Source organism: Streptomyces sp. NPDC001980 (genome assembly GCF_040296885.1).
Taxonomy (GTDB): Bacteria; Actinomycetota; Actinomycetes; order Streptomycetales; family Streptomycetaceae; genus Streptomyces.
This window is the reverse complement of the sequence record NZ_JBEOYD010000013.1, coordinates 139,977-163,388: the sequence shown is the minus strand read 5'-3', so window position 1 is coordinate 163,388 and position 23,412 is coordinate 139,977. Positions and strand designations below refer to the sequence as shown.

Annotated in this window: 21 protein-coding genes; 13 read left to right on the top strand and 8 right to left on the bottom strand. The window is 68.9% G+C overall.

What is annotated here, in order from left to right; translation table 11 throughout:
• The first annotated feature begins 72 nt into the window (after positions 1-72).
• Both ABT137_RS21735 and ABT137_RS21730 read left to right on the top strand, forming a co-directional pair.
• Positions 73-1,218, top strand: coding sequence for a glycoside hydrolase family 18 protein (locus ABT137_RS21735; RefSeq protein WP_351711223.1), 1,146 nt, complete (start codon positions 73-75; stop codon positions 1,216-1,218).
• Positions 1,215-2,204, top strand: coding sequence for a phosphotransferase family protein (locus ABT137_RS21730; RefSeq protein ID WP_351711221.1), 990 nt, complete (start codon positions 1,215-1,217; stop codon positions 2,202-2,204). The genes ABT137_RS21735 and ABT137_RS21730 overlap by 4 nt, the downstream gene beginning before the upstream one ends.
• On the opposite strand, the gene ABT137_RS21725 is transcribed toward ABT137_RS21730, so the two are convergent.
• The 4 genes from ABT137_RS21725 to ABT137_RS21710 are packed head-to-tail and all read right to left on the bottom strand — an operon-like array spanning position 2,179 to position 6,059.
• The gene (locus tag ABT137_RS21725) at positions 2,179-2,955 is read right to left on the bottom strand and encodes a succinate dehydrogenase/fumarate reductase iron-sulfur subunit (RefSeq protein ID WP_089098984.1); all 777 of its coding nucleotides are present in this window, start codon (positions 2,953-2,955) and stop codon (positions 2,179-2,181) included. The genes ABT137_RS21730 and ABT137_RS21725 overlap by 26 nt on opposite strands.
• Complete coding sequence (locus ABT137_RS21720; RefSeq protein WP_351711217.1) at positions 2,952-4,883, bottom strand: fumarate reductase/succinate dehydrogenase flavoprotein subunit; 1,932 nt, start codon at positions 4,881-4,883, stop codon at positions 2,952-2,954. The genes ABT137_RS21725 and ABT137_RS21720 overlap by 4 nt, the downstream gene beginning before the upstream one ends.
• A gap of 15 nt (positions 4,884-4,898) precedes the next feature.
• A complete protein-coding gene (sdhC, locus tag ABT137_RS21715) occupies positions 4,899-5,720 on the bottom strand; it encodes a succinate dehydrogenase subunit SdhC (RefSeq protein ID WP_351711215.1) in 822 nt (273 codons plus the stop codon).
• A gap of 48 nt (positions 5,721-5,768) precedes the next feature.
• Entirely contained in the window at positions 5,769-6,059 is a 291-nt protein-coding gene (locus ABT137_RS21710) for an Rv0250c family protein (protein ID WP_217557302.1), read from the bottom strand.
• A gap of 343 nt (positions 6,060-6,402) precedes the next feature.
• On the opposite strand from ABT137_RS21710, the gene ABT137_RS21705 reads away from it, so the two are divergent.
• From ABT137_RS21705 to ABT137_RS21675, 7 genes are all read left to right on the top strand, one after another.
• A complete protein-coding gene (locus tag ABT137_RS21705; RefSeq protein ID WP_351711213.1) occupies positions 6,403-8,637 on the top strand; it encodes an ABC transporter family substrate-binding protein in 2,235 nt (744 codons plus the stop codon).
• A gap of 227 nt (positions 8,638-8,864) precedes the next feature.
• Positions 8,865-10,772 carry a translational GTPase TypA gene (gene typA / locus ABT137_RS21700; RefSeq protein ID WP_351711211.1) on the top strand — a complete coding sequence of 636 codons (1,908 nt, stop codon included), beginning with the start codon at positions 8,865-8,867 and terminating at the stop codon, positions 10,770-10,772.
• 699 nt (positions 10,773-11,471) lie between these two features.
• Positions 11,472-12,506 carry an ABC transporter permease gene (locus ABT137_RS21695; RefSeq protein ID WP_351711209.1) on the top strand — a complete coding sequence of 345 codons (1,035 nt, stop codon included), beginning with the start codon at positions 11,472-11,474 and terminating at the stop codon, positions 12,504-12,506.
• Positions 12,507-12,592: 86 nt separating this feature from the next.
• Positions 12,593-14,404, top strand: a complete 1,812-nt coding sequence (locus ABT137_RS21690; RefSeq protein ID WP_351711207.1) for an ABC transporter substrate-binding protein — start codon at positions 12,593-12,595, stop codon at positions 14,402-14,404.
• Positions 14,405-14,502: 98 nt separating this feature from the next.
• The gene (locus ABT137_RS21685) at positions 14,503-15,483 is read left to right on the top strand and encodes an ABC transporter permease (RefSeq protein WP_351711205.1); all 981 of its coding nucleotides are present in this window, start codon (positions 14,503-14,505) and stop codon (positions 15,481-15,483) included.
• 22 nt (positions 15,484-15,505) lie between these two features.
• A complete protein-coding gene (locus ABT137_RS21680) occupies positions 15,506-16,567 on the top strand; it encodes an ABC transporter ATP-binding protein (protein WP_351711203.1) in 1,062 nt (353 codons plus the stop codon).
• Between the two features lie 13 nt (positions 16,568-16,580).
• Positions 16,581-17,690, top strand: a complete 1,110-nt coding sequence (locus ABT137_RS21675; protein WP_351711201.1) for an ABC transporter ATP-binding protein — start codon at positions 16,581-16,583, stop codon at positions 17,688-17,690.
• Positions 17,691-17,730: 40 nt separating this feature from the next.
• On the opposite strand, the gene ABT137_RS21670 is transcribed toward ABT137_RS21675, so the two are convergent.
• Positions 17,731-18,453: an alpha/beta fold hydrolase gene (locus ABT137_RS21670; protein ID WP_351711199.1), complete on the bottom strand. Its 723-nt coding sequence runs from the start codon at positions 18,451-18,453 to the stop codon at positions 17,731-17,733.
• 119 nt (positions 18,454-18,572) lie between these two features.
• On the opposite strand from ABT137_RS21670, the gene ABT137_RS21665 reads away from it, so the two are divergent.
• The gene (locus ABT137_RS21665; RefSeq protein ID WP_351711197.1) at positions 18,573-19,547 is read left to right on the top strand and encodes a helix-turn-helix transcriptional regulator; all 975 of its coding nucleotides are present in this window, start codon (positions 18,573-18,575) and stop codon (positions 19,545-19,547) included.
• Between the two features lie 6 nt (positions 19,548-19,553).
• Here ABT137_RS21665 and ABT137_RS21660 read toward each other — a convergent pair whose 3' ends face one another.
• Complete coding sequence (locus tag ABT137_RS21660) at positions 19,554-20,294, bottom strand: class I SAM-dependent methyltransferase (protein ID WP_351711195.1); 741 nt, start codon at positions 20,292-20,294, stop codon at positions 19,554-19,556.
• Between the two features lie 84 nt (positions 20,295-20,378).
• On the opposite strand from ABT137_RS21660, the gene ABT137_RS21655 reads away from it, so the two are divergent.
• Positions 20,379-20,768, top strand: a complete 390-nt coding sequence (locus tag ABT137_RS21655; RefSeq protein ID WP_351711193.1) for a VOC family protein — start codon at positions 20,379-20,381, stop codon at positions 20,766-20,768.
• Here ABT137_RS21655 and ABT137_RS21650 read toward each other — a convergent pair.
• Together ABT137_RS21650 and ABT137_RS21645 are read right to left on the bottom strand one after the other, a co-directional pair.
• On the bottom strand, positions 20,759-20,950 hold the full coding sequence (locus tag ABT137_RS21650) for a DUF397 domain-containing protein (RefSeq protein WP_351711191.1): 192 nt from the start codon (positions 20,948-20,950) through the stop codon (positions 20,759-20,761). The genes ABT137_RS21655 and ABT137_RS21650 overlap by 10 nt on opposite strands.
• 7 nt (positions 20,951-20,957) lie before the next feature.
• Positions 20,958-21,809, bottom strand: coding sequence for a helix-turn-helix domain-containing protein (locus ABT137_RS21645; protein ID WP_351711371.1), 852 nt, complete (start codon positions 21,807-21,809; stop codon positions 20,958-20,960).
• A 199-nt stretch (positions 21,810-22,008) separates the two neighbouring features.
• On the opposite strand from ABT137_RS21645, the gene ABT137_RS21640 reads away from it, so the two are divergent.
• Positions 22,009-22,416 (top strand): ATP-binding protein, encoded by a 408-nt coding sequence (locus ABT137_RS21640; RefSeq protein ID WP_351711189.1) that lies wholly within the window; start codon positions 22,009-22,011, stop codon positions 22,414-22,416.
• Positions 22,416-23,312: a hypothetical protein gene (locus ABT137_RS21635; protein WP_351711369.1), complete on the top strand. Its 897-nt coding sequence runs from the start codon at positions 22,416-22,418 to the stop codon at positions 23,310-23,312. Before ABT137_RS21640 ends, ABT137_RS21635 begins: the two co-directional genes overlap by 1 nt.
• The last annotated feature ends 100 nt before the right edge of the window (positions 23,313-23,412 follow it).

Below are 23,412 nucleotides of genomic sequence, written 5' to 3'. Positions count from 1 at the left end.
GTATGGGCAGCCAGCCGGCTTCGCGACCGGGGCGGAGACAGCCGGGGGACGACGAGAAAAGGGGGACGGAACATGAAACGGAGCCCGAACCAGGAGAACGACCCGGAACCCGACACCGCCGACCCGAACCCCCCGTCCGTCCCGCCCGCACCCGCCGACGCGCCCGAACCCCCGCAGGGGTCACCCGCACCCGACGACGGAAGTCGCACGGGCCGGGCGGGTGGGAAAAAGAAAATCGGCAGGTGGGCGCTGGGCGTCACCCTCCTCCTGCTGCTCCCCCTCCTCATCGCCGAGACCGCCCTCCGCATCAACTACGCCGGCGACCCGAAGGCCGGTACGTACAGCCGGAACCGGGACGCCCTCTGGCTCGGTCACGCGTGGGTCGACGGTCGTAGGACCGACGCCGACGTCACCGCCCTCGCCGCCCGGCTCGCGGACACCGGCATTCGCGACCTCTACGTCCATGCCGGACCACTGGAACACAACGGCACGCTGCCCAAATCGGCCTATCCCAAGGCCCGTTGGCTGATAACAGCCGTGCATCGAAAACTCCCCGGCGTCCGGGTGCAGGCCTGGCTCGGCGACGAGGTCGCGCCCGAGAAGCCGTACGCCATGCATCTGGAGAAGAAGGCGACGCGGGACGCCGTCGTCGCGTCGGCCCGGCAGGTCGTCGGCGCCGGGTTCGACGGAGTGCACTTCGACCTGGAGCCCCTGCACTCCGGCGACCGGAACTACCTCGCCCTCCTCGACGCCCTGCGCCCCGCAACCCCGCTGCTCTCCGTCGCCGCACACCAGATCGATCCGCTCCCGGCCTTTCACTCCTTCTGGGGTACCGTCACCGGCCATCCGAAATGGTGGTCGCAGGAGTATTTCGGACAAGTCGCCCGTCGGGTGGACCAGATCGCGGTGATGTCGTACGACACCATGCAGCCGCTGCAGAGCCTGTACGGCGGGTACGTCGCGCAGCAGACCAGCCTCGCGCTGGAGGTCACACCGGCGGACACCGATCTCCTCATGGGGCTGCCCTTCTACCACGAGAACCGGTTCGGGCACTGGGCGCACGCCGAGACCGTGCCGGCGGCCGTGCGCGGGGTTCGGCTGGGACTGTCACGGACGGACCCGGATCGCGCTACCTTCGGCGTCGCGCTGTACGTCGACTTCGCCGCCACCGAGGATGACTGGACCTCTTATCGGAAGGACTGGGTTCGTACGTCATGACAACCGCTCGTGCCCACCTCACCCGTGACGACCTCGCGTCGCTCTCCCGCGAGGCCCTCGGCCGTGCGCCCGCAGCCGTCACCCGGCTGCGCGGCGGGAGCAAGAAAGGCGTCTACCGGCTCGCCCTCGACAACGGCCGGAGCGCGATCGCGTACGTCTGGTCCCCGGAGGAGGACTACTGGGGGCCCGTCGACGCCGACATCCGCGACCCCTTCGCACACGCCTCCGGTCTCGGCCTCTTCCTGTCCGCCCACGACCTGCTGACCGAACTCGGCGTGCGCACCCCGCGCCTGCTGTTCGCCGACGAGGACGCCGCGCACCTGCCCGCCTACGCCGCGGTCGTCGAGGACGTCCGCGGCGGCAGCCTGGAGGTGCTGCTCCGCAGCGACCCGGGCGCCGCACGGGTGCCGCTGGCCCGGCTGGCGGGGACGCTGGGCGTGCTCCGCGAGCACGTCTCCGCCGGCTACGGCAAGGCCGCCCTGGTGGAGGAGGGCGGGAAACCGCTCGGCAGCTCCTGCGAACAGGTCGTCGCGGACCGCGCGATGCGCGACATCGCGGAGGTGGCCGAGCGGGATCCCCGGCTGCGCGAGGTACGGCAGGCGCTGACCGAGCGCGTGCACGATCTCTACGACGCGGTCGAACCGCGCGACCACGCCTCCCTCGTGCACGGCGAACTCGGCCCGGACCACGTCCTGGTGACCGAGGAGGGCGATCCCGCGCTCATCGACATCGAAGGCCTGATGTACTTCGACGCCGAATGGGAGCACGTCTTCGTCCAGCTCCGCTTCGGGCCCGCCTACGACGTGCTGCGCACCGCCGACCTCGACGAGGACCGGATGGCGCTGTACCGGCTCGCGATGCACCTCAACCTCGTCGCCGGGCCGCTCCGGCTGCTGGACGGCGACTTCCCGGAGCGCGAACCGATGCGGGACATCGCCGAGTCCAACCTGCGGCAGGTGCTCAGCCTCCTGCGGGGCGCCTCCTGATCTTCGAGCCGAGCCACACCAGCGGGTCGTACTTGCGGTCGACGGCCCGCTCCTTCAGGGGGATCAGCGCGTTGTCGGTGATGTGGATGCCCTCCGGGCACACCTCCGTGCAGCACTTGGTGATGTTGCAGTAGCCGAGGCCGTGTTCGTCCTGGGCCGTGCGCTTGCGGTCCAGGCCGGAGGCCTCCGCCGCGTCCAGCGGGTGCATGTCCAGTTCGGCGACGCGCATGAGGAAACGCGGGCCGGCGAAGGCCGTCTTGTTCTCCTCGTGGTCGCGGACGACGTGACAGGTGTCCTGGCACAGGAAGCACTCGATGCACTTGCGGAACTCCTGCGAGCGGTCCACGTCCTCCTGGTACATGCGGTACTCGCCGGGGCCGAGGTCGGCCGGCGGTACGAAGGACGGGACCTCCCTGGCCTTCTGGTAGTTGAAGCCCACGTCCGTGACCAGGTCGCGGATGACCGGGAAGGCGCGCAGCGGGGTGACCGTGATGGTCTCGTCCTGCTCGAAGACGGACATCCGGGTCATGCACAGCAGACGCGGGCGGCCGTTGATCTCCGCCGAGCACGAACCGCACTTGCCCGCCTTGCAGTTCCAGCGGACGGCCAGGTCGGCGGCCTGGGTGGCCTGGATGCGGTGGATGATGTCGAGGACCACCTCGCCGTCGTTCACCTCGACCTTGAAGTCCTCCAGGCCGCCGCCCTCGACGTCGCCCCGCCACACCCGGAAGTGGGCCGTGTAGCCGCTCATTCGTACAGCTCCTCTTCGGCGAGGTACTTGACCAGCTCCTCCTTCTCGAAGAGGGCGAGCAGGTCGGCTCGGATGGGGTCGGTGGTCTCGCGGGTGAGGTCGATCTGGCCGCGCTCCGGGTCGGTGGCCGCGAGCCCGCCGGTGGGGTCGGCCAGCCGGCAGAGCAGGTTGACGGGGCGCCACCGGCGGTCCATGACCGGATGGTCCTCGCGGGTGTGACCGCCGCGCGACTCGGTGCGCTCCAGCGCGGCGCGGGCCACGCACTCGCTGACCAGCAGCATGTTCCTGAGGTCCAGGGCGAGGTGCCAGCCCGGGTTGAACTGCCGGTGCCCCTCCACCCCGGCCCGGCGCGCCCGTACCCGCAGCCCGGCGAGGTTCTCCAGGGCCTGCTCCATCTCGCCCTCCCGGCGGATGATGCCGACCAGGTCGTTCATGGACTGCTGGAGCGCCTGGTGGAGGGTGTACGGGTTCTCCGGCGGGCCGGAGTCCGGTTCCTGGCCCTCGGCGGAGAAGGGCCGCAGCGCCTCGGCCGCCGCCGCGTCGATCTGCTCGTCGTCCACCGCCGGCCGCTCGTCGAGGTCCGCCGCGTGGTCGGCCGCGTGCCAGCCCGCCCGGCGCCCGAACACCAGCAGGTCGGAGAGCGAGTTGCCGCCGAGCCGGTTGGAGCCGTGCATGCCGCCGGCCACCTCACCGGCCGCGAAGAGCCCCGGTACGCCACGGGCGGCGGCGGTGTCGGAGTCCACCGCGACCCCGCCCATCACGTAGTGGCAGGTCGGCCCGACCTCCATCGCCTCCGCCGTGATGTCGACGTCCGCCAGCTCCTTGAACTGGTGGTACATGGACGGCAGCCGGCGCCGGATGACCTCCGCCGGCATCCGCGTCGACACGTCCAGGAAGACCCCGCCGTGCGGGGAACCGCGGCCCGCCTTCACCTCGGAGTTGATGGCGCGGGCGACCTCGTCGCGGGGGAGTAGCTCCGGGGGACGCCGGTTGTGGTCCGGGTCCTCGTACCAGCGGTCGCCCTCCTCCTCGGACTCGGCGTACTTCTCCTTGAAGACGTCCGGGATGTAGTCGAACATGAACCGCTTGCCCTCGGAGTTGCGCAGCACCCCGCCGTCGCCGCGCACCGACTCGGTGACCAGGATCCCCTTCACCGACGGCGGCCAGACCATGCCGGTCGGGTGGAACTGCACGAACTCCATGTTGAGCAGCGGCGCCCCGGCGAGCAGGGCGAGCGCGTGGCCGTCGCCGGTGTACTCCCACGAGTTCGAGGTCACCTTGAAGGACTTGCCGATGCCCCCGGTCGCGACGATGACGGAGGGCGCTTCGAGGACGAAGAAACGTCCGGTCTCCCGCTCGTACGCGAAGACCCCGGAGACACGTGTGCCGTCCTTGAGGATCCGGGTGACCGTGCACTCCTGGAAGACCTTGAGCCGGGACTCGTAGTCGCCGGTCTCCTTCTCGTCCTCCTGCTGGAGCGAGACGATCTTCTGCTGCAAAGTCCGGATCAGCTCAAGGCCCGTACGGTCGCCGACGTGGGCGAGGCGCGGGTACTCGTGGCCCCCGAAGTTGCGCTGGGAGATCTTCCCGTCCTTCGTGCGGTCGAAGAGGGCGCCCCAGGTCTCCAGCTCCCAGACACGGTCCGGGGCCTCCTTGGCGTGCAGTTCGGCCATCCGCCACTGGTTGAGGAACTTGCCGCCGCGCAGGGTGTCGCGGAAGTGGACCTGCCAGTTGTCGTGCTCGTTGACGTTGGCCATGGCCGCCGCGATGCCGCCCTCGGCCATCACCGTGTGCGCCTTGCCGAACAGCGACTTGCAGATCACCGCCGTGCGGGCGCCCCGCTCGCGCGCCTCGATCGCGGCCCGCAGTCCGGCCCCGCCGGCGCCGACGACCACGACGTCCCACTGCTGCCGCTCCACCGCTGACATCAGAAGCCCCAGTCCTTAAAAGAATCGCGGATCGTCGAAGACACCGGACGCGAGCAGGTAGACGTAGAAGTCGGCGAGCGCCACGCTCACCAACGACGCCCAGGCGAGCAGCATGTGCCGGTCGTTGAGCCGGCCCACGAACTGCCATGCCTTGTAGCGCACGGGGTGCTTGGAGAAGTGCTTGAGCTTGCCGCCGACGATGTGCCGGCAGGAGTGGCAGGACAGCGTGTACGCCCAGATCAGCACGATGTTGACCAGGAAGACCAGGGTGCCGAGGCCCATGTGGCCCCAGTTCTCGTGCGTGTCCCGGAAGGACAGGACCGTGTCGTAGGTCAGCACGCAGGCGACCAGCAGGGCGAAGTAGAAGAAGTACCGGTGGACGTTCTGCAGGATCAGCGGGAAGCGGGTCTCACCGGTGTACTTCGCGTGCGGCTCGGCCACCGCGCAGGCCGGCGGGGACGCCCAGAAGCTGCGGTAGTACGCCTTGCGGTAGTAGTAGCAGGTCAGGCGGAAGCCCAGCGGGAAGATCAGGATGATGATCGCCGGGGAGATCGCCCACCAGCTGCCGAAGAGGTCGGCGTTCGGGCCGGACGGCATGGTCCTGCAGTTCTCGGCCAGACAGGGCGAGTAGAACGGCGAGACGTACGGCGCCGAGTAGTAGTGCGCGTTCGAGAAGGCCCGCCACGTCGAGTAGACGACGAACGCGAACAGACCGGCCGCGGTGACGGCGGGTGCCAGCCACCAGCGGTCGGTCCGCAGGTGCGGGGCGGAGATCGCGGCGCGCGTACGGGTGCGTACGCCGCCGCTGTTCTGATGTGGTTCCGTACCAGTGGCCAACGGATGACTCCGGTCGGTTCGGGGGTCGGGGCCTGCGGGCGGGCGCTCCTAGGGGGCGTGCCGGTCGCGGGCGCCGAGACCCTCGTCGTCCGTGTCCGTCCACAGGTTGATGTCGTACGGGTCGTCGGAGATGGTGACGAGCTCGGGGCGTTTGCTCGGGGCGCCGGAGTTGGCCGCCTCCCGCAGCAGTGCCACGCTCTCGCGCAGGTGATCGGCGTCGGATCGGACGCGGCGCATCTCCAGTCCGCCGCTCCCGAGCTGCTGCTCCAGGCGGCCGACGGACCGGTTCAGGTCCTCTAGGCAACGCTGGACTGACGTCAGGTCGTCGTGCACGGACATGACGTGACCTCACTTCCGCGGACTTCGTGGTCCAAGGCGGCAACGTTCATGCGCCTGCGAGTGTTGCGCGTCACACCTACTGATGTGAAGCCATGTGCAGCGATTGGCGGATTGCGTGCCTCCGTCGCACGCCCGCACGCGCTCTGTTTGCGCCGGGGAAGAGCACGGCATTGCGCCGCACGGGTGGCCTTTGGCAGCCCCCGCCGCCGTGTCGTACCCGGCCGGTGGACCCCGTCCATTTCAGTGGGGTCCGTACTTCTGACGTACATGTGATCAACTCCAAAATACCCCCAAATGTGAACAGACCCCACCCGTGGTACCGGGCCACACGGAGGTAGCAGAGATGTCTCACCACGGCGTCGGCGCGGGGCAGCGCCCCGAAGGGGCGCGGGGAACTGCGCGACCAGCCACAACGGCGCTGCAGCTGAAGGACGGCCCATCGCGCCGCCTCCAGCGAAGCGCCCTCGCCTTCCTCGCCGCAGGCGCCCTCGCCGTGCCCCTCCTCGCCGGCTGCGCCTCCGACGACGAGGGCAGCAAGCCGCTGGCCGGTCAGGACATCGTGCCGGTCGCCCGGGACGCGGTCGCCGAGGGCGGCACCCTGAAGATGGCCGTGGACGCCGTACCGGAGACCCTCAACACCTTCCAGGCCGACGCCGACGCGGGCACCACCCGGGTCGCCCAGGCCGTCCTGCCGTCGATGTTCACCATCGACGCCACCGGGAAACCGGTCCGCAACCCGGACTACCTGGAGTCCGCGAAGGTCATCGAGACCGAGCCCCGCCAGGTCGTCCTCTACAAGCTCGACCAGCAGGCCGTCTGGAGCGACGGCCGGGAGATCGGCGCCGCCGACTTCGCCGCCCAGTGGCGCGCCCTGTCCGGCAAGGACTCCGCCTACTGGACCGCCCGCAACGCCGGCTACGACCGCATCGCCCAGATCGAGCGCGGCGCCAACGACCTGGAGGTCCGGGTCACCTTCGACCGGCCGTACGCCGACTGGAAGTCGCTGTTCTCGCCGCTGTACCCGAAGGACGTCATGGGCACCCCGGACGCCTTCAACGACGGCGCCCGCCGCAAGCTCACCGTCACCGCGGGCCCCTTCCGGGTCGACAAGGTCGACACCGCCAAGAAGGACGTGGTCCTCACCCGCAACCCGCGCTGGTGGGGACGTCCGGCCAAGCTCGACGAGATCGACCTGCACGCCGTGGACCGCGCGAAGCGGGCCTCCGCGCTCGCCGCCGGCACCGTCGACGTCGCCGACATCGACGCCGCCGACGCCGACCGGATCACCGTCGCCGGCCGCGAGAAGGGCACCGGCCTGCCGTTGCAGGGCGCCGGGAAGACCTCGGCCAAGAAGCTGCGGTCCTGGGCGCTGACCCTCGGCATGGACGAGGAGAAGCTGCCCAAGGGGCCGAAGAAGCTCCGCAGGAGCATCGCCAAGTGGCTGGAGCAGCAGCACGAGCTGCGCGACTTCGGCGTCCGCAAGTCGCTGGAGCCCGCCTACACCCAGCTCGCCCTCAACGGCTCCGAGGGCCCGCTCGCCGACGAGCGGGTCCGCCGGGCCGTCGCCCGCGCCCTCGACCGCCGGGCCCTCGCCAAGCTGGTCCTCACCCCGCTGGGGCTGCCCGCGGTGCCGGTCGACAGCCACGTCGCCCTGTCCGGGCAGGCCGCCTACACCGACGGCAGCGGGGCCATCGGCGGCCTCGACACCCACGAGGCGCAGGCCCTGCTCGCCGACGCGGGCTGGGTGGCCGGCGGACCGGTCAAGACCGGCGGCAAGGCGGCCGGCGGGGAGGACGAGAAGAAGGGCGACAAGAAGAAGGGCGACAGCGAGCAGGGCGACGAGTCGGACGGCGGGCACGACGGGCAGTACATCGTCGGGGAGGACGACAAGGCCTACGACAAGGACACCCGCGACCACCAGAAGGACCACGCCCACGGGGCGCCCGGGGCGTACGCGCCGAAGGGCACGGCGGCACCCAGGGGTGCGGGGGCGCCGGCCGGGCCGCTGGCCAAGGACGGGAAGGCGCTCTCACTGCGGTTCGTGCTGCCGTCGGGGCCGGGCTCGGAGACCGTCCAGGCGGTCGCCGACCAGATCACGCAGATGCTGGACAGGGTGGGGATCGCGACCGAGATCCACAAGGTCTCGGACGACAGCTACTTCAAGGACCACATCGCGTCCGGGCAGTACGACCTCGCGCTGTACTCGTGGCCGTCGTCCGCGTTCCCGGCGACGGACGCGCGGCCGATCTACGCGAAGCCGGTGGTGGCGGCCGACGGCTCGCTGAACGTCGAGCAGAACTACACGCGGGTCGGCACCGACCAGGTGGACCAGCTCTTCGACCAGGCGCTGGGCACGCTGGACGAGGACGAGGCGGACGGGCTGCTGCGCAAGGCGGACTCCAGGATCTGGGCGTCGGCGGGGTCGCTGCCGCTGTACCAGCGGCCGCAGCTCGTGGGCGCGAGGAAGGACCTGGTGAACGTGGGCGCCTTCGGCTTCCAGACGCCGGTGTACCAGGACATGGGGTTCCTGAAGAAGGGGGCGAAGGCGTCGCCGAGCCCGAGCCCGAGCAAGGGGTAGGGCGGGTCGGGTCCCGTCGTCGGGTGCGGGTGCGTGGGGGCTGGTCGCGCCCACGCGGCGGAGCCGCATATTGGTACCGCCCGCGCCCCTTGCGTTGGCCCGGCGAGCCCCTGCTGGAGAGTGCACGTACCATGGGGTGAGGCCGTGGCGTGTTCAGCCCGGCAGGGTCCGCGTAACACCGACGTACGCGCAGGCCCCTTCCTCACACTCCGGGAGTACGCCGCACTATGGCCACGCGCCACGACATCCGCAATGTCGCCATCGTCGCTCACGTCGACCACGGCAAGACGACCATCGTCGACGGCATGCTGAAGCAGGCCGGCGCGTTCGCAGCGCACCAGCTCGAAGGCGTCGACGACCGCATGATGGACTCGAACGACCTGGAGCGTGAGAAGGGCATCACGATCCTGGCCAAGAACACGGCGGTGAAGTACCACCCCAAGGACGGGGGTGACGTCATCACGATCAACATCATCGACACCCCCGGCCACGCCGACTTCGGCGGCGAGGTCGAGCGCGGTCTGTCGATGGTCGACGGTGTCGTGCTGCTCGTCGACGCCTCCGAGGGCCCGCTGCCGCAGACCCGGTTCGTGCTCCGCAAGGCGCTCCAGCAGCGCCTGCCCGTCATCCTGTGCATCAACAAGACGGACCGCCCGGACTCCCGCATCGACGAGGTCGTCAACGAGACGTACGACCTCTTCCTCGACCTGGACGCGGACGAGGAGCAGATCGAGTTCCCGATCGTCTACGCCTGCGGCCGTGACGGCATCGCCTCGCTGACCAAGCCGGAGAACGGCACGGTCCCGGCCGACTCCACCAGCCTGGAGCCGTTCTTCTCCACGATCCTGGAGCACATCCCGGCCCCGACCTACGACGAGGACGCCCCGCTCCAGGCCCACGTCACCAACCTGGACGCCGACAACTTCCTCGGCCGTATCGCGCTGCTCCGCGTCGAGCAGGGCGAGCTGCGCAAGGGCCAGACGGTCACGTGGATCAAGCGTGACGGCACGATGTCCAACGTGCGCATCACCGAGCTGCTGATGACCGAGGCGCTCACCCGCAAGCCCGCCGAGAAGGCCGGCCCGGGTGACATCTGCGCCGTCGCCGGTATCACGGACATCATGATCGGCGAGACCCTCGCCGACCCCGAGAACCCGATCCCGCTCCCGCTGATCACGGTGGACGAGCCCGCGATCTCCATGACCATCGGTACGAACACCTCGCCGCTGGTCGGCCGTGGCGGCACCGGCAAGGGCGCCGACAACAAGGCGGCCGTCAAGGACCGCAAGGTCACCGCCCGCCAGGTCAAGGACCGCCTCGACCGCGAGCTGGTCGGTAACGTCTCCCTCCGCGTGCTGGACACCGAGCGTCCGGACGCCTGGGAGGTCCAGGGCCGCGGTGAGCTGGCGCTCGCCATCCTGGTCGAGCAGATGCGCCGCGAGGGCTTCGAGCTGACGATCGGCAAGCCCCAGGTGGTCACCAAGGACGTCGACGGCAAGACGTACGAGCCCGTCGAGCGCATGACGATCGACGTGCCCGAGGAGCACATGGGCGCGGTCACGCAGCTCATGGGTGTCCGCAAGGGCCGTATGGACAACATGTCGAACCACGGCTCCGGCTGGGTCCGCATGGAGTTCGTGGTGCCGTCGCGCGGTCTCATCGGCTTCCGGACCGAGTTCCTGACCCAGACCCGCGGCACCGGCATCGGTCACTCGATCCACGAGGGCTTCGAGCCCTGGTTCGGCACCCTGCAGACCCGTAACAACGGCTCGCTGGTCGCCGACCGCTCCGGAGCCGTCACCGCCTTCGCGATGACGAACCTCCAGGAGCGCGGTGTGCTGTTCACGGACCCCGGCACCGAGGTGTACGAGGGCATGATCGTCGGCGAGAACTCCCGCTCCGACGACATGGACGTCAACATCACCAAGGAGAAGAAGCTCACCAACATGCGGTCTTCGTCGGCCGACTCGTTCGAGGCGATCGTGCCGCCGCGCAAGCTGTCGCTGGAGCAGTCGCTGGAGTTCTGCCGTGACGACGAGTGCGTCGAGGTGACCCCGGAGGCGGTTCGCATCCGCAAGGTGAACCTGGACGCCCGCGAGCGGGCCCGCGCCGCCAGCCGCGCCAAGCATGGCTGATCGCGCCTGATTGCAGGACGCCTGAACCCGGGTGCCCCCATGATGGGGGTGCCCGGGTTTTTTGCAACCGGTTTTCGAGTGGGCGGGACTCGGCCAACCTCGGGTCGGTGTCCGAAATGCGGAGATCCGCGCCCGATACCCATGTAACAAGTCCGTTTCGCGGCCTTCTCCCGTCGAACGCTTTGTCCATTTTTCGGAAGAACTACGCGCCAGCTGTGACTGAATTGAGATTTAAAGACAGTGGTCGGCACCTGGCTCATGGCAGATAGTTAGCCGCGTAGCGCTCGGGTCAATGGGTCTCGCGCTGTGGGGACAGCGCTCGACTCACGAGCACCAGGGGGTGTCTGGCCCTCCGTCAGGGGTGTCGGAGGGTGTGGACGGAAACCTCCTGTTGGTGAACACGTGAAGTCATGAGGAGAAGTCCCATGTGCAGTGTCACAGGCACCAGGTGGGTTCCGTCGTCGGCCACGCCGTCCATCGCGTCCGACTGTCCTTGTTCGTCCGGCGGTTGGTCCTGAAGCAGCGTCCGGCCGCGTAGCGCCGTCGCTCGCCTACGCGCGTCCGGCTGCGGCATTCCCGCTCGCCGTGGGGACGCCCTGACGCTTCATCGAATCACGCCTCATCGGCTCATGCCACAGCGGTCGCGTGCCCGTGCGGGCCGCCGGTTGGGCACACCCATACCTGTGAATTGGACGAACTGTGACAAGTCCTACGGACATTGAGGGTGGCGGACGGTCGGTCGTCGTGGACGGCGGACCGGAACCCGACACCAGGACCGGGACGGTGAAGGTCGAAGGCCGCTCGCCCGGCCAGCTGATGTGGATCCGCTTCAAGCGCGACCGCACCGGTGTCATCTCGGCGTTCGTCGTGGCCTTCTTCTTCCTCGTCGCGGCGGCGGCGCCGCTGATCTCGAAGCTGTACGGCAAGAACCCGTACACCATCTACGCCGACGAACGCCCGGAACTCTTCGACAGCGCGGGTGTGCCGGTGCAGCCCAACGGCGGCATCAGCAGCGAGTTCTGGTTCGGCCTCGAACCGGGCAACGGCTACGACGTGTTCACCAAGCTGATCTACGGCATCCGGACCTCGTTGATGATCTCCGTGGCCGTGACGCTCGCGACGGTGCTGACGGGCATCCTCCTGGGCATCGCGGCCGGTTACCTCGGGGGGAAGGCCGACTACGCGATCGGCCGGCTCATCGACTTCCTGCTGGCGTTCCCCGCGCAGCTGTTCTTCATCGCCAGCATGCCGGTTGTGGTGTCGCTCTTCGTCAGCCCACGCGACGAGACGCCGACCTACGTGCGGGTCCTCGCGCTCATCCTCGTCCAGTGGTTCCTCGGCTGGATGAGCCTCGCCCGCATCCTCCGCGGTACCTCTCTCGCCCTGCGCGAGCGGGAGTTCATCGAGGCGGCGAAGGTCAGCGGAGCCTCTCCCTGGCGCGTCATCCGCAGGGAGATCCTGCCGAACGTGGTCACACCGATCCTCGTGCAGGCGACGTACATGCTGCCGAACTTCGTGACCGCGGAGGCGGGGCTGTCCTTCCTCGGCGTGGGCATCGTCGAACCGACCCCCGACTGGGGCCAGATGTTCTCCAAGGCCTCGACCGAGCTCGTGCTGCAGAACGACATCACCTACATGTTCTTCCCCGGCGTCTCGATGGTCATCTTCGTCGTCGCATTCAACCTGCTCGGGGATTCGGTCCGGGACGCCTTCGACCCCAAGACGGCGCGCTGACCGGCAGTTAGTGGGCGTCCTCGCCCGGATACCGCACAGCCGTACCTATTGCACCGGCGACACAGAGATGGGTGGAGCTTTCAGTGATGAGTAAGGGCGGACGCCGTACATACGCCGCATTGTCCGTGCTCGCGGCCGGAGCACTCGTGCTCACCGGCTGCAGCAAGGGCGGCAGCAACGCGAGCGACAACGACAAGAAGGACCAGGAGAACGCCAAGCGGCAGCAGGCGTCCATCAAGTTCGGCGACGCCGCGGACTCCCAGGGGCCGGCCACGACCGTGCCGGGTGCCAAGACGGGCGGCACTCTGGAGGTGCTGCAGCGCGACTCCTACGCCCACCTCGACCCGGGCCAGATCTACGTCTCCGACGAGGGCTCGCTCGCGACGCTGATCCACAGAGGTCTCACCGGCTACAAGTCCACCAACAACAAGGGCAGCGGCCACGAGGTCGTCGGCGACCTCGCCACCGATTCCGGCACCACCACGGACGGCGGCAAGACCTGGAAGTACACCCTCAAGGACGGCATCAAGTTCTCCGACGGGACAGCGATCACGTCCGCGGACTTCCGCCAGACCTTCGAGCGGCTCTTCGCGTCCTTCATCAACCAGGGCCCGACCTACCTCCAGAACTGGCTGGCGGACACGAACGGCGCCGACTACCGCAAGCTGCTCCCGGACGGTCCCTACAAGGGCAAGCACCTGCCCGACAGCATCCTTGAGACCCCCGACGCCAAGACCATCATCTTCCACTTCAAGACCCCGCACCCGGACCTGCCGTACGCGCTGGCCATGGCGGGCTACGACGTCGTCTCCAAGAAGGGCGACACCAAGGAGAAGTACGACAAGAGCCCGGTCACGAGCGGCCCGTACAAGATCCAGTCGTTCAAGTCCGGCAAGTCGATGGTGCTGGTCAAGAACCCCAACTGGGACCCGAAGACGGACCCGATCCGCAACCAGTACGTGGACCAGATGAACTTCACGTTCAACGTCCAGTACGAGGACTCCACCAAGTCCCTTCTCGCGGACACCGGCGCCGACCAGACCGGCGTCAGCTTCAACAACTCGGTGGACGCGGGCAACATCAGCCAGGTACTCGGCGGTGACGCGGCCATCAAGGCCCGCACGGTCGCCGGCTACCAGCCCTACGTCGGCCAGCTCAACATCAACATGTCCCACGCGGCCCTGCAGGACAAGACGGTCCGCGAGGCCATCGCCTACGCCCTGCCGATCACCCCGATGATCCGTGCCTTCGGCGGCAGTTCCGCCGCAGAGGTCGCCGGCGGCTTCATCAGCCCGACCGTCAGCGGCTACGACGCCTCCTTCGACCCGTGGGGCAAGAAGAAGAACCCTGGTGGCGACGCGGTCAAGGCCAAGGCGCTGCTGAAGAAGGCCGGCAAGGTCGGCATGAAGCTGACCTACGGCTACATCAACACTCCCGAGGGGCAGCAGTACTCCGCCGCCATCGCCGCCGCGCTGAACAAGGCCGGCTTCAACGTCCAGCGCCAGGACATCCCGGCTGAGACGTTCTACGACCAGATCGGCAAGGTCGACAACAACTACGACATCTACCACTCCGCCTGGGGTGCCGACTGGCCGTCCGCCTCGACCGTGATCCCGCCGCTGTTCGACGGCCGAGCGGTCGCCGACGGCTCGCCCAACTACTCGCACATCAACGACGCCAAGGTGAACGCCGACATCGACGCGGCCAACAAGATCAGCGACCCGGTCAAGTCGGCGGCGGCCTGGGAGAAGATCGACCAGTACCTGGCGAAGGACGCCGTCAACGCCGTCCCGACCATCGACTACAAGCAGGTCCAGATCGCCGGTTCCAAGGTCGGCGGCCTGGTCTACGACGACGTGATCGGCGGCATCGACCCGCGTCGTCTGTACATCAAGTAACCCCCCTCGTCCGACCGGTACCCGGTGCGTGAGCACGCCACAGGCGGCAGCGCACCGGGTACCGCCCGGCCCGCCGACGTCAGAAAGCCCCGGTTGTCATGCTGCGCTTCCTCGTCCGCCGGTTCCTCGGTGCCGTCGTCATCCTCTTTCTGCTGAGCATCGTGACGTTCCTGCTGTTCTTCGGGATGCCGCGTGACCCGGCGCTGTTGATGTGCGGCAAGACGTGCAACCCGCAGGCCCTCGCGAACATCCACCATGTGCTCGGCCTCGACAAGCCGATTCCCGAGCAGTACGGGATCTTCCTGCACAACCTCGTCCTCGGCAGCAACCAGTTCGCCCAGGGCCCCTGCCCCGCCCCCTGCTTCGGGTACTCGTACCACACCAACGACCAGGTCTGGGCCACGATGATGGACCGCCTGCCCACCACGCTCTCGCTGACCCTGGGTGCCGCGGTGGTCTTCCTGACCGTTGGCCTGGGAACCGGCCTGATCGCAGCGTGGAAGCGGGGAACGCTGCTCGACAAGACGGTCACCGCGGGGGCGATGGTGATCAGTTCGCTGCAGATCTACTTCCTCGGCCCCCTGGCACTGGCAGCGCTCGTCTACCAGTCCCACATCTTCGACAAGCCCTCCTACAACAACTTCACCGCGGACCCGGTGAGCTGGTTCAGCGGGCTGATCATCCCGTGGGTGGTGCTGTCCACGATCTTCGCCTCGCAGTACACCCGTATGGCGCGCTCGTCGATGATCGAACAGCTCCAGGAGGAACACGTGCGCACCGCCCGCGCCAAGGGCATGTCGCGCAAGTACGTGTTCTTCCGCTACGCCTGGCGCGGCTCGCTCATCCCGATCGTCACCATCTTCGGCATCGACCTCGGCACGCTGCTCGGCGGTGCCATCATCACGGAGTACACCTTCGGACTGCCCGGCCTCGGGCGCCTCGCGGTGGAATCCGTGCAGTTCAGCGATCTGCCGCTGCTCCTCGGCGTGATGCTGTTCTCGGCCGCCATGATCCTGCTGTTCAACATCATCGTCGACGCGGCCTACGCGTTCATCGACCCGCGCGTCCGGCTGTCCTAGGCCGGGCAAGAGGAGAACCGTCGTGACCACTCTGACCAAGGGCGCCGGCACCCCCGCACCGGCCGACGCGGGTGCCTTCCTCTCGGTGCGGGACCTGCACGTCAGCTTCAAGACCGAGGACGGCGTGGTACGGGCCGTGGACGGGCTGTCGTTCGACGTGGAGCGAGGCAGGACACTCGGCATCGTCGGCGAGTCGGGCTCCGGGAAGTCGGTCACCAACCTGACCATCCTCGGCCTGCACAACCCCCAGTTCACCACGGTCGAGGGCGAGATCCTCCTGGACGGCCAGGAGTTGATCACCGCCCGCGAGTCGGAACTGGAGAAGGTGCGCGGCAACAAGGCCGCCATGATCTTCCAGGACCCGCTCACCGCGCTGTCGCCGTACTACACGGTCGGCCGGCAGATCGCCGAACCGTTCATGAAGCACCGGGGCGCCTCCAAGCGGGCGGCCTGGGACCGGGCGGTCGAGATGCTTGCCAAGGTCGGCATCCCCAACCCGAAGGAGCGGGCGAAGGACTACCCGCACCAGTTCTCCGGCGGTATGCGCCAGCGCGCGATGATCGCGATGGCCCTGGTCTGCGACCCCGACCTGCTCATCGCCGACGAGCCGACCACCGCCCTGGACGTGACCGTCCAGGCGCAGATTCTGGACCTGCTCAAGGACCTGCAACAGGAGTTCGGATCGGGCATCATCTTCATCACCCACGACCTGGGGGTGATCGCCGACATGGCTGACGACATCATGGTGATGTACGCGGGCAGCGCGGTGGAGCGCGGCACGACGGACGAGGTCCTGCGCGCGCCCCAGCACCCGTACACCTGGGGTCTGCTGAACTCGATGCCACGCCTCGACTCCGACCTGGACGCGCCGCTGAACCCGATCCCCGGCATGCCGCCCTCCCTGCTGACCCCGCCCTCCGGCTGCCGCTTCCACCCCCGCTGCACCTTCCAGGACCGGGTCGGCGGCACCCGCTGCGTCACCGAACGCCCGCTGCTGGGCCCCGACCGCTCCGCGGCCTGCCACCTCACGGCGGACCAGAAACGCACCATCTTCATCGAAGAGATCAAGCCCCGTCTGGGCTAGGAGACGACACGTCATGACCCAGGACATGGTCCTTCCCGCCCCGCGCGAGGCGACAGCCGGCGAACCGCTGCTGGAGGTCTCCGGCCTGACCAAGTACTTCCCGGTCAAGGGCGGCTTCCCGATCCGGCGCACGGTCGGGCACGTCCAGGCCGTGGACGGCATCGACCTGACCGTACGGGTGGGGGAGAGCTTCGGCCTGGTCGGCGAGTCGGGCTGCGGCAAGTCCACGACGGGCCGCCTGATCACCCGCCTGCTGGAGCCGACGAACGGCACGATCAGCTATCGCGGCCAGGAGATCGGCCACGCCTCCCGCAGGCAACTGGCGCCGATCCGATCCGAGATCCAGATGATCTTCCAGGACCCGTACTCGTCGCTGAACCCCCGGCAGACGGTCGGCAAGATCATCTCGGGCCCGATGGAGATCAACGGGATAGAACCGGAGGGCGGCCGCGAGAAGCGCGTCAGGGAACTGCTGGAGATCGTCGGTCTCAACCCGGAGCACTTCAACCGCTTCCCGCACGAGTTCTCCGGCGGCCAGCGCCAGCGCATCGGGGTGGCCCGCGCCCTGGCCCTGGAACCGAAGCTGATCGTCGCCGACGAGCCGGTCTCCGCCCTGGACGTCTCCATCCAGGCCCAGGTGGTCAACCTCCTCCAGCAGGTCCAGAGGGAACTGGGCATCGCGTTCCTGTTCATCGCCCACGACCTGGCGATCGTGCGGCACTTCTCGCAGCGGGTCGCGGTGATGTACCTCGGCAAGATCATCGAGGTCGGCGACCGGGAGGCGATCTACACCCGCCCCCGCCACCCCTACACCCACGCCCTGCTCTCGGCGGTACCGGAGGTCAACCTCACGGACGAGCCGGACGCGGTCGGCCGCGAACGCATCCGCCTGGCCGGCGACGTCCCGTCCCCGATCTCCCCGCCCTCAGGCTGCCGCTTCCGCACGCGCTGCTGGAAGGCCCAGGACAAGTGTGCGACGGAGGAACCCCCGCTGATCCGGATCGCCGGCAACCACGAGGGCCACCTCACGGCCTGCCACTTCCCGGAGGACCCGACGACGGAGGCCCGGGGCGAGGACATCGTGCTGGATCCGGCGCTGGCGGCGCTGGAGGAGGAGGGCTGACCGCCCGGAGCCCACGCAACGCCGGGCGGTGGCCGGCCGGTCAGGCGGTGCCCGCCGCCGTGTCCGCCGTTGCGCCCTCCGCCGTGCCCGCCGCCGTGGCCAGGATCCGGGCCAGCTCGGCGGGCCGGGTGACCATGGGCCAGTGACCCGAGTCGATGTCGGCGAAGTCGAGGTGCTTGGCCCGGGCGAGCTCCGGGACATCGCCGCCGCTGATCCACTCCTGTGCCTGCGCGGGCGTGAACTCCGGGCACACGACGACGGCCGGGACCTCGAACCGCCGTTCGTCGGTCAGCCGCACCACGCCCCTGGACACCCCCACGGGCACCGGGATCGCGGCGGCCGCCAGCTCCCGCCGGGCGACCTCGTCGAGGTCCGCCGCGTCCGGCCCCTCGAACGGCTCCCAGCCCGGGAACGGCATGACCCCGTCCCGTACCTCGAAGAAGTCGGCGTACGGCCGGCCGTCGGCGGACGGGAAGCCGCCGATGAGGACGACCTTGGCCAGCCGTTCCGGCCGCCGGTCGGCGGCCAGCCAGGCCAGTGTGCAGGCGGCCGAGTGCCCCACCACCACGGGCCTTCCGGGCGCCGCGTCCACCGCGGCGAGCACCGCCGCCACCTGGTCGTCGAGCGTGGCGGACGCGGCACCGTCCCCCTGGCCGGGGAGTGTGATCGGCACCGGACGATGACCCAGCGGCTCCAGCGCGGACACGACGTCGCCCCACACGGATCCGTTCAGCCACAGGCCGCCGATGAGCAGTATGTCCATGGTCAGTTCCCCTTCTCCGGCTTCACGGGCCTTACCGTAGGAGGAGATCCGGACGATCTGCTGCCGGATTGTCCGGCGGCCGTCGGCCGGTGCCCGCCGAAGCCGACTAGCCTGCCTCCGTGCCGAACGATCTCAGCCCCACCGCGCGGGCGATCCGCACTCTGGAGATACTCCGGACCCGCCCCGGTACGACGGCCGGTGAACTCGCCGTACGGCTGGGCGTCACGGAGCGGGCCGCGCGCCGGTACGTCGGGATCCTGCGGGAGGCCGGCATCCCCGTGGAGTCGGCCCGCGGGCCGCACGGCGGGTACCGGCTGGGGCGCGGGACACGACTGCCGCCGGTGCATTTCACCCAGGCCGAGGCGCTCGGCCTGGTGATGGCGGTGCTCGGCAGCCGGTCGGCCGGGAGCGACGCCGACGATGCCGACGACCTGGTCGGGACCGCCCTGGACAAGGTCGTCAAGGCGCTGCCGGAGAGCATCGGCCGTCAGGCGGCCATGCTGCAGGAGCATGCGTCGGCCGCACCCGACCCGTACTCGACGCGCCCGGATCCGGCGATCACCAGCGAACTCGTCGACGCCGTCGCGGCCCGGCGCCGGATCTCGATCGGGTACCGCAGTGAGGCCGGCGACGAATGGGAGGAGGAAGTGGATCCCTGGTCCCTCGTCGTCCGCTACGGGCGCTGGTACCTGCTGTGCCATTCCCATCGCGTGAACGCGATCCGCACCTACCGGGTCGACCGGGTCCGCGAGGTCCGGCCGACCGGACGCGGGTTCGAACCGCCCGAGGGCCTCGACCCGGTCGCGGTGCTGGAGGAGAACCTCGGCCTGGGCTGGGAGCTTCCCACCCGTGTGGTCTTCGACGCCCCCCTGGCCGAGGTGGCCCCGTGGATCCGGCCGCCCATGGGACGGGTGGAGGCCCTCGGGGAGGACCGGTGTGTGCTGGTCGGCAGCACCCGCAACCCCGACATGTACGCGCAGGAGTGGCTGGCGCGGGTCCCGTTCGCCTTCCGCGTCGAGGGCGGGGCGGAACTGCGCACCGCGGTCGCGGCACTCGGGGCACGCTTCACCGCGGCGGCCGCGGGACCCCCGTGACTGCTCCTACCCCTGCCGCGCGACGGTGATGATCTCGGGGCTCCCGGAGGTGACCGGCCCGCGCGCCCAGTCGCCGTACTGCTCGACGACCTCCAGGCCGGCACCGTTCAGGAAATCGGCGAGGGCGTCGGGTCCGAGGAAGCGCAGGGTGGACCGGCACACCTGGGGCTGGGGCCAGGGTGCGCCCTCGTAGGTCTCCGTGAAGGTCACCCGATCCCCGACCGGAGAGCCGTCGACCTCGTGCCAGACACGGACCTGACGGCCGTCCGGGTCGACGACGTGGTGCACGCGGTCCGGCGTCCAGGTCTCCCAGGCGCGGGCGGCGGGGTTCCGGGTCTCGAAGACGAACCGGCCGGTGGGGGAGAGGGCGGTGCGCACGGCGGTCAGCACGGCGCGCAACTCCTCGTCGCCGAGCAGCTCCTGGAAAGCGTGACCTGTCATCACGACCAGATCGAAGCCCTGGCCCTCCCACCGGCGGGTACGCAGATCACCGAGCACCCACTCGACACGGGGTTCGGCCCGACGCGCCTGTACGAGCATCGCCGCGGCCGGCTCAAGCCCCATCAGCGACCCACCGTGCCCCGCTGCCCGCGCCCCGCGCAGCAACCGCCCGGTCCCGCAGCCGACATCGAGCACCGACCCGGCGGACATCACCAGGTCCAGGTAGAAGTCGTCACCCGGCCCCCACGGGTTGAGGCTGTCGTAGAGCGCGGCGAGCGACAGATCCGCGTACGAATGATCGACCACCGCGGCAGTGTGCCACATGATGTTGAACGCGGGGTCAGGAACGGCTCTCTTCTTGAACTTCTATCAACTTCCTTTGGACTGAGGGTGCTTCATCACATAGAGCTGTGGGTGCCGGACCTGGACCGGGCGACGGAGTCCTGGGGCTGGCTGCTGCGAAGCCTGGGCTGGACGCCGTACCAGGACTGGCCGGAGGGGCGGAGCTGGCGGCTGGGGGAGACGTACCTGGTGGTCGAACGATCACCGGCGATGCGGGGCGACGGCGCAGGGTACGACCGTATGCGACCCGGCCTGAACCACCTGGCGTTCCACGCACCGGACCGGGCGACGGTCGACGCGCTGACGGAAGCCGCTCCGGCACATGGGTGGACGTTGCTGTTCCCGGACCGCCATCCGTTCGCCGGCGGGCCGGACCACTACGCGGCGTACCTGGAGAACGAGGACGGCTTCGAGGTGGAGCTGGTGGCTCAGGGATGAGCGGCCTGGAGGGCGTCGACGAAGACGGCGAAGCTGTGGGGGCGGAAGGTGAGGGTGGCTCTGGTGGGGGCTTTGGAGTCGCGGACGGATATGTGGGAGGGGTGGTGGGCTACCTCGACACAGGCGTTGCCGTCGCCGCCGCCGGAGTAGGACGACTTGCGCCAGTTGTCGAGGTCGGTCATGAGTGCCTCACAGCTCCTTCGCCAGCCTGTGGATGAAGTCACGCGACCGGCCTGGGTCGAGTGACGCCGACTCCAATCTACGGAAGTGTGTTCGGAACACACCCAGCTGTGCTTCGGAGTCGACGAAGCCCGTGCCGTGAGGGCCGTCGCGTACGACGGTGTCCAGCTTGGGGACGGCGCCTCCGGCGTACACCATGGCGGCGCCTACATCGATGAAGTGCTCCAGGTCGAAGGGGATCACGCGTACCGAGGTGCCCTCGGCTTCGGAAAGCTCCAGCACTCGGGTGAGTTGAACCCGTGCAGCAGTGCGGCTGCCCACCATCATGCGGAGTGCCGCTTCATGGATCACGGCCTCGTACGGTACGAGCGGGGCCTTCTCCAGGATGACGCGCCTCTGCATCCGGTGCCGGACGCGCAGTTCCCTCTCCTCTTCGGGGAGTTGGGGAACGCGGGACGAGAAGAGTGCCCTTGCGTAGTCCTCGGTCTGAAGGAGCCCGGGAATGAACAGGAACTCCACGTCCCACTGGTAGGCGGCGTGGTACTCCAGTTCCGACAGATCGAGGAACGACGAGGGCAGACGCCCCCGATATTCCTCCCACCACCCGCGTGTTCGATCGGCGGCCATCGCCGCGAGGGCGTCGACCAGTTCCTGGTCCGTGCAGGCGTAGTGGGCCGCGATCCTGCGAGCGCGCGCCTCGCTGACGCCTGCGAGACCGGCCTCGAACTGGCTCACCTGTGCAGAGTCGGTTCCCAGCAGTTCGGCGGCGTCGCGTCCTTTGAGTCCCGCCGCCTCACGCAGTTTCCGCAGCTCAGCACCAAGCCGCTGCTGACGTGCGGTCGCCTGTTGTCGGCGTGGCATGGCTTCCTCCTCCACCCCCAACTGCACAGAGGCAGTGACTCGTTCGAGCGCTAGATTACGGCAACGACTTGCGCGGTGCCAAAATTGACCCCTACTGTCGGTGACGTAATGGACACGCTGTGGAAGTGCACCGCACCGTTCTCGTGCGGCGATGCCACCGTGCGTGAAATCCCCTTCATCTGGCCGGAGTTGATGACGCATGCCCGAGAGCTGGGACTACACGCTCTACGTTCCCAACGATCCGAGAGCGGTGACGATCTGCCGTCGCACTCTGCGTCTGATCCTGACGATGCACGGGTTGATCGGTCTCGCCGACACCGCGGAGCTGCTGGCGGCGGAGCTGGTCTCCAATGCCGTACGGCACACGAAGGGGCCGGCCGCGCTGAGGGTGCGGCGCTCCCCGGAGGGTGTCGTGTGGATCGGGGCGTGGGATGCGGATCCCGTGCTTCCGGAGCCGCCGGGGTCGTCGGGGGTGGTGACGGAGCTCGAAGAGGCGGGGCGGGGGTTGGGGCTGGTGGTGGCGTGTGCGGACTGCTGGGGCTGGCAGCCGTCCGCCCGGTTCGGGGAGCGGGGCAAGTACGTGTGGTGTGAGCTGGGGGTGGCGTGATGGTGGGGTCGTCGCATGAGGCGTTGCATCGGATCTTCCAGAAGGATCCGGGGTTGCTGACGCATGCGTTGCAGCGCGTTCTGGGGGTGCCGTTTCCGGAGACGCGGGAGTTCGCGGCGATGAACGTGGATCTGACGGAGATCGAGCCGGTTGAGCGTCGGGTGGACACGTTGCTGCGGGCGGAGACGGACGAGGGGACGTATCTCCTGGTCGTGGAGTCGCAGGGGGAGGTGGACGGCCGTAAGCGGGGGAGCTGGCCGTACTACTTGTCGTATCTCTATGAGAAGTACCGGTGTGAGCCGGTGCTGATCGTGATCACGCAGAGCAGTGCGACCGCGCGGTGGGCCTCGCAGCCGATCAGGCTCGGCTTGCGGGGGTGGGAGTCGCTGACGGTGCGTCCGCTGGTGCTGGGGCCGGACAACGTGCCGGTGATCGCGGATGAGCGGGAGGCGGTGCGGGACGTACCTCTTGCGGTGCTGTCGGCCATGACACACGGGCGAGGCCGGAATGCTGCGGCCATACTGGAGTCGCTGGCAGCCGCCCTGAAGACCATCGACCGCGACAGTGCCGCGGTCTTCGTGCAGTTCGTCGACTCGTGCCTGGTCGATCCCCGGGCGAAGCAGATGTGGAGGGACCTGATGACGGCGATGCAGTACTTCTGGCGGCACCCGCTGGCGGAGCAGGTGCGTGAGGAAGGCCGGGAGGAAGGCCGGGAGCAGGGGCGGATCCAGCAGTGCGCCGAGATGGTGCTGCGAGTCCTGGAATGGCGTGGCATTCCGGTGAGCGACTCCGTTCGAGAACAGGTGGACGCCTGCACCGATCTGGACCAGCTCGAAATCTGGGCCCAGCGGGCGGTGCACGTCACGGACGCCGCGGAGCTGTTCGGCGAGTCCTGAACGGCGGGGCTTGGGCGCGGGGCGGGGGAGCCTGACCCGTGAGCCGTACTTGGCGGGAAGAGTGCGCGACGGCGACCGGGCCGAGGTGGTGAGGGCGTAG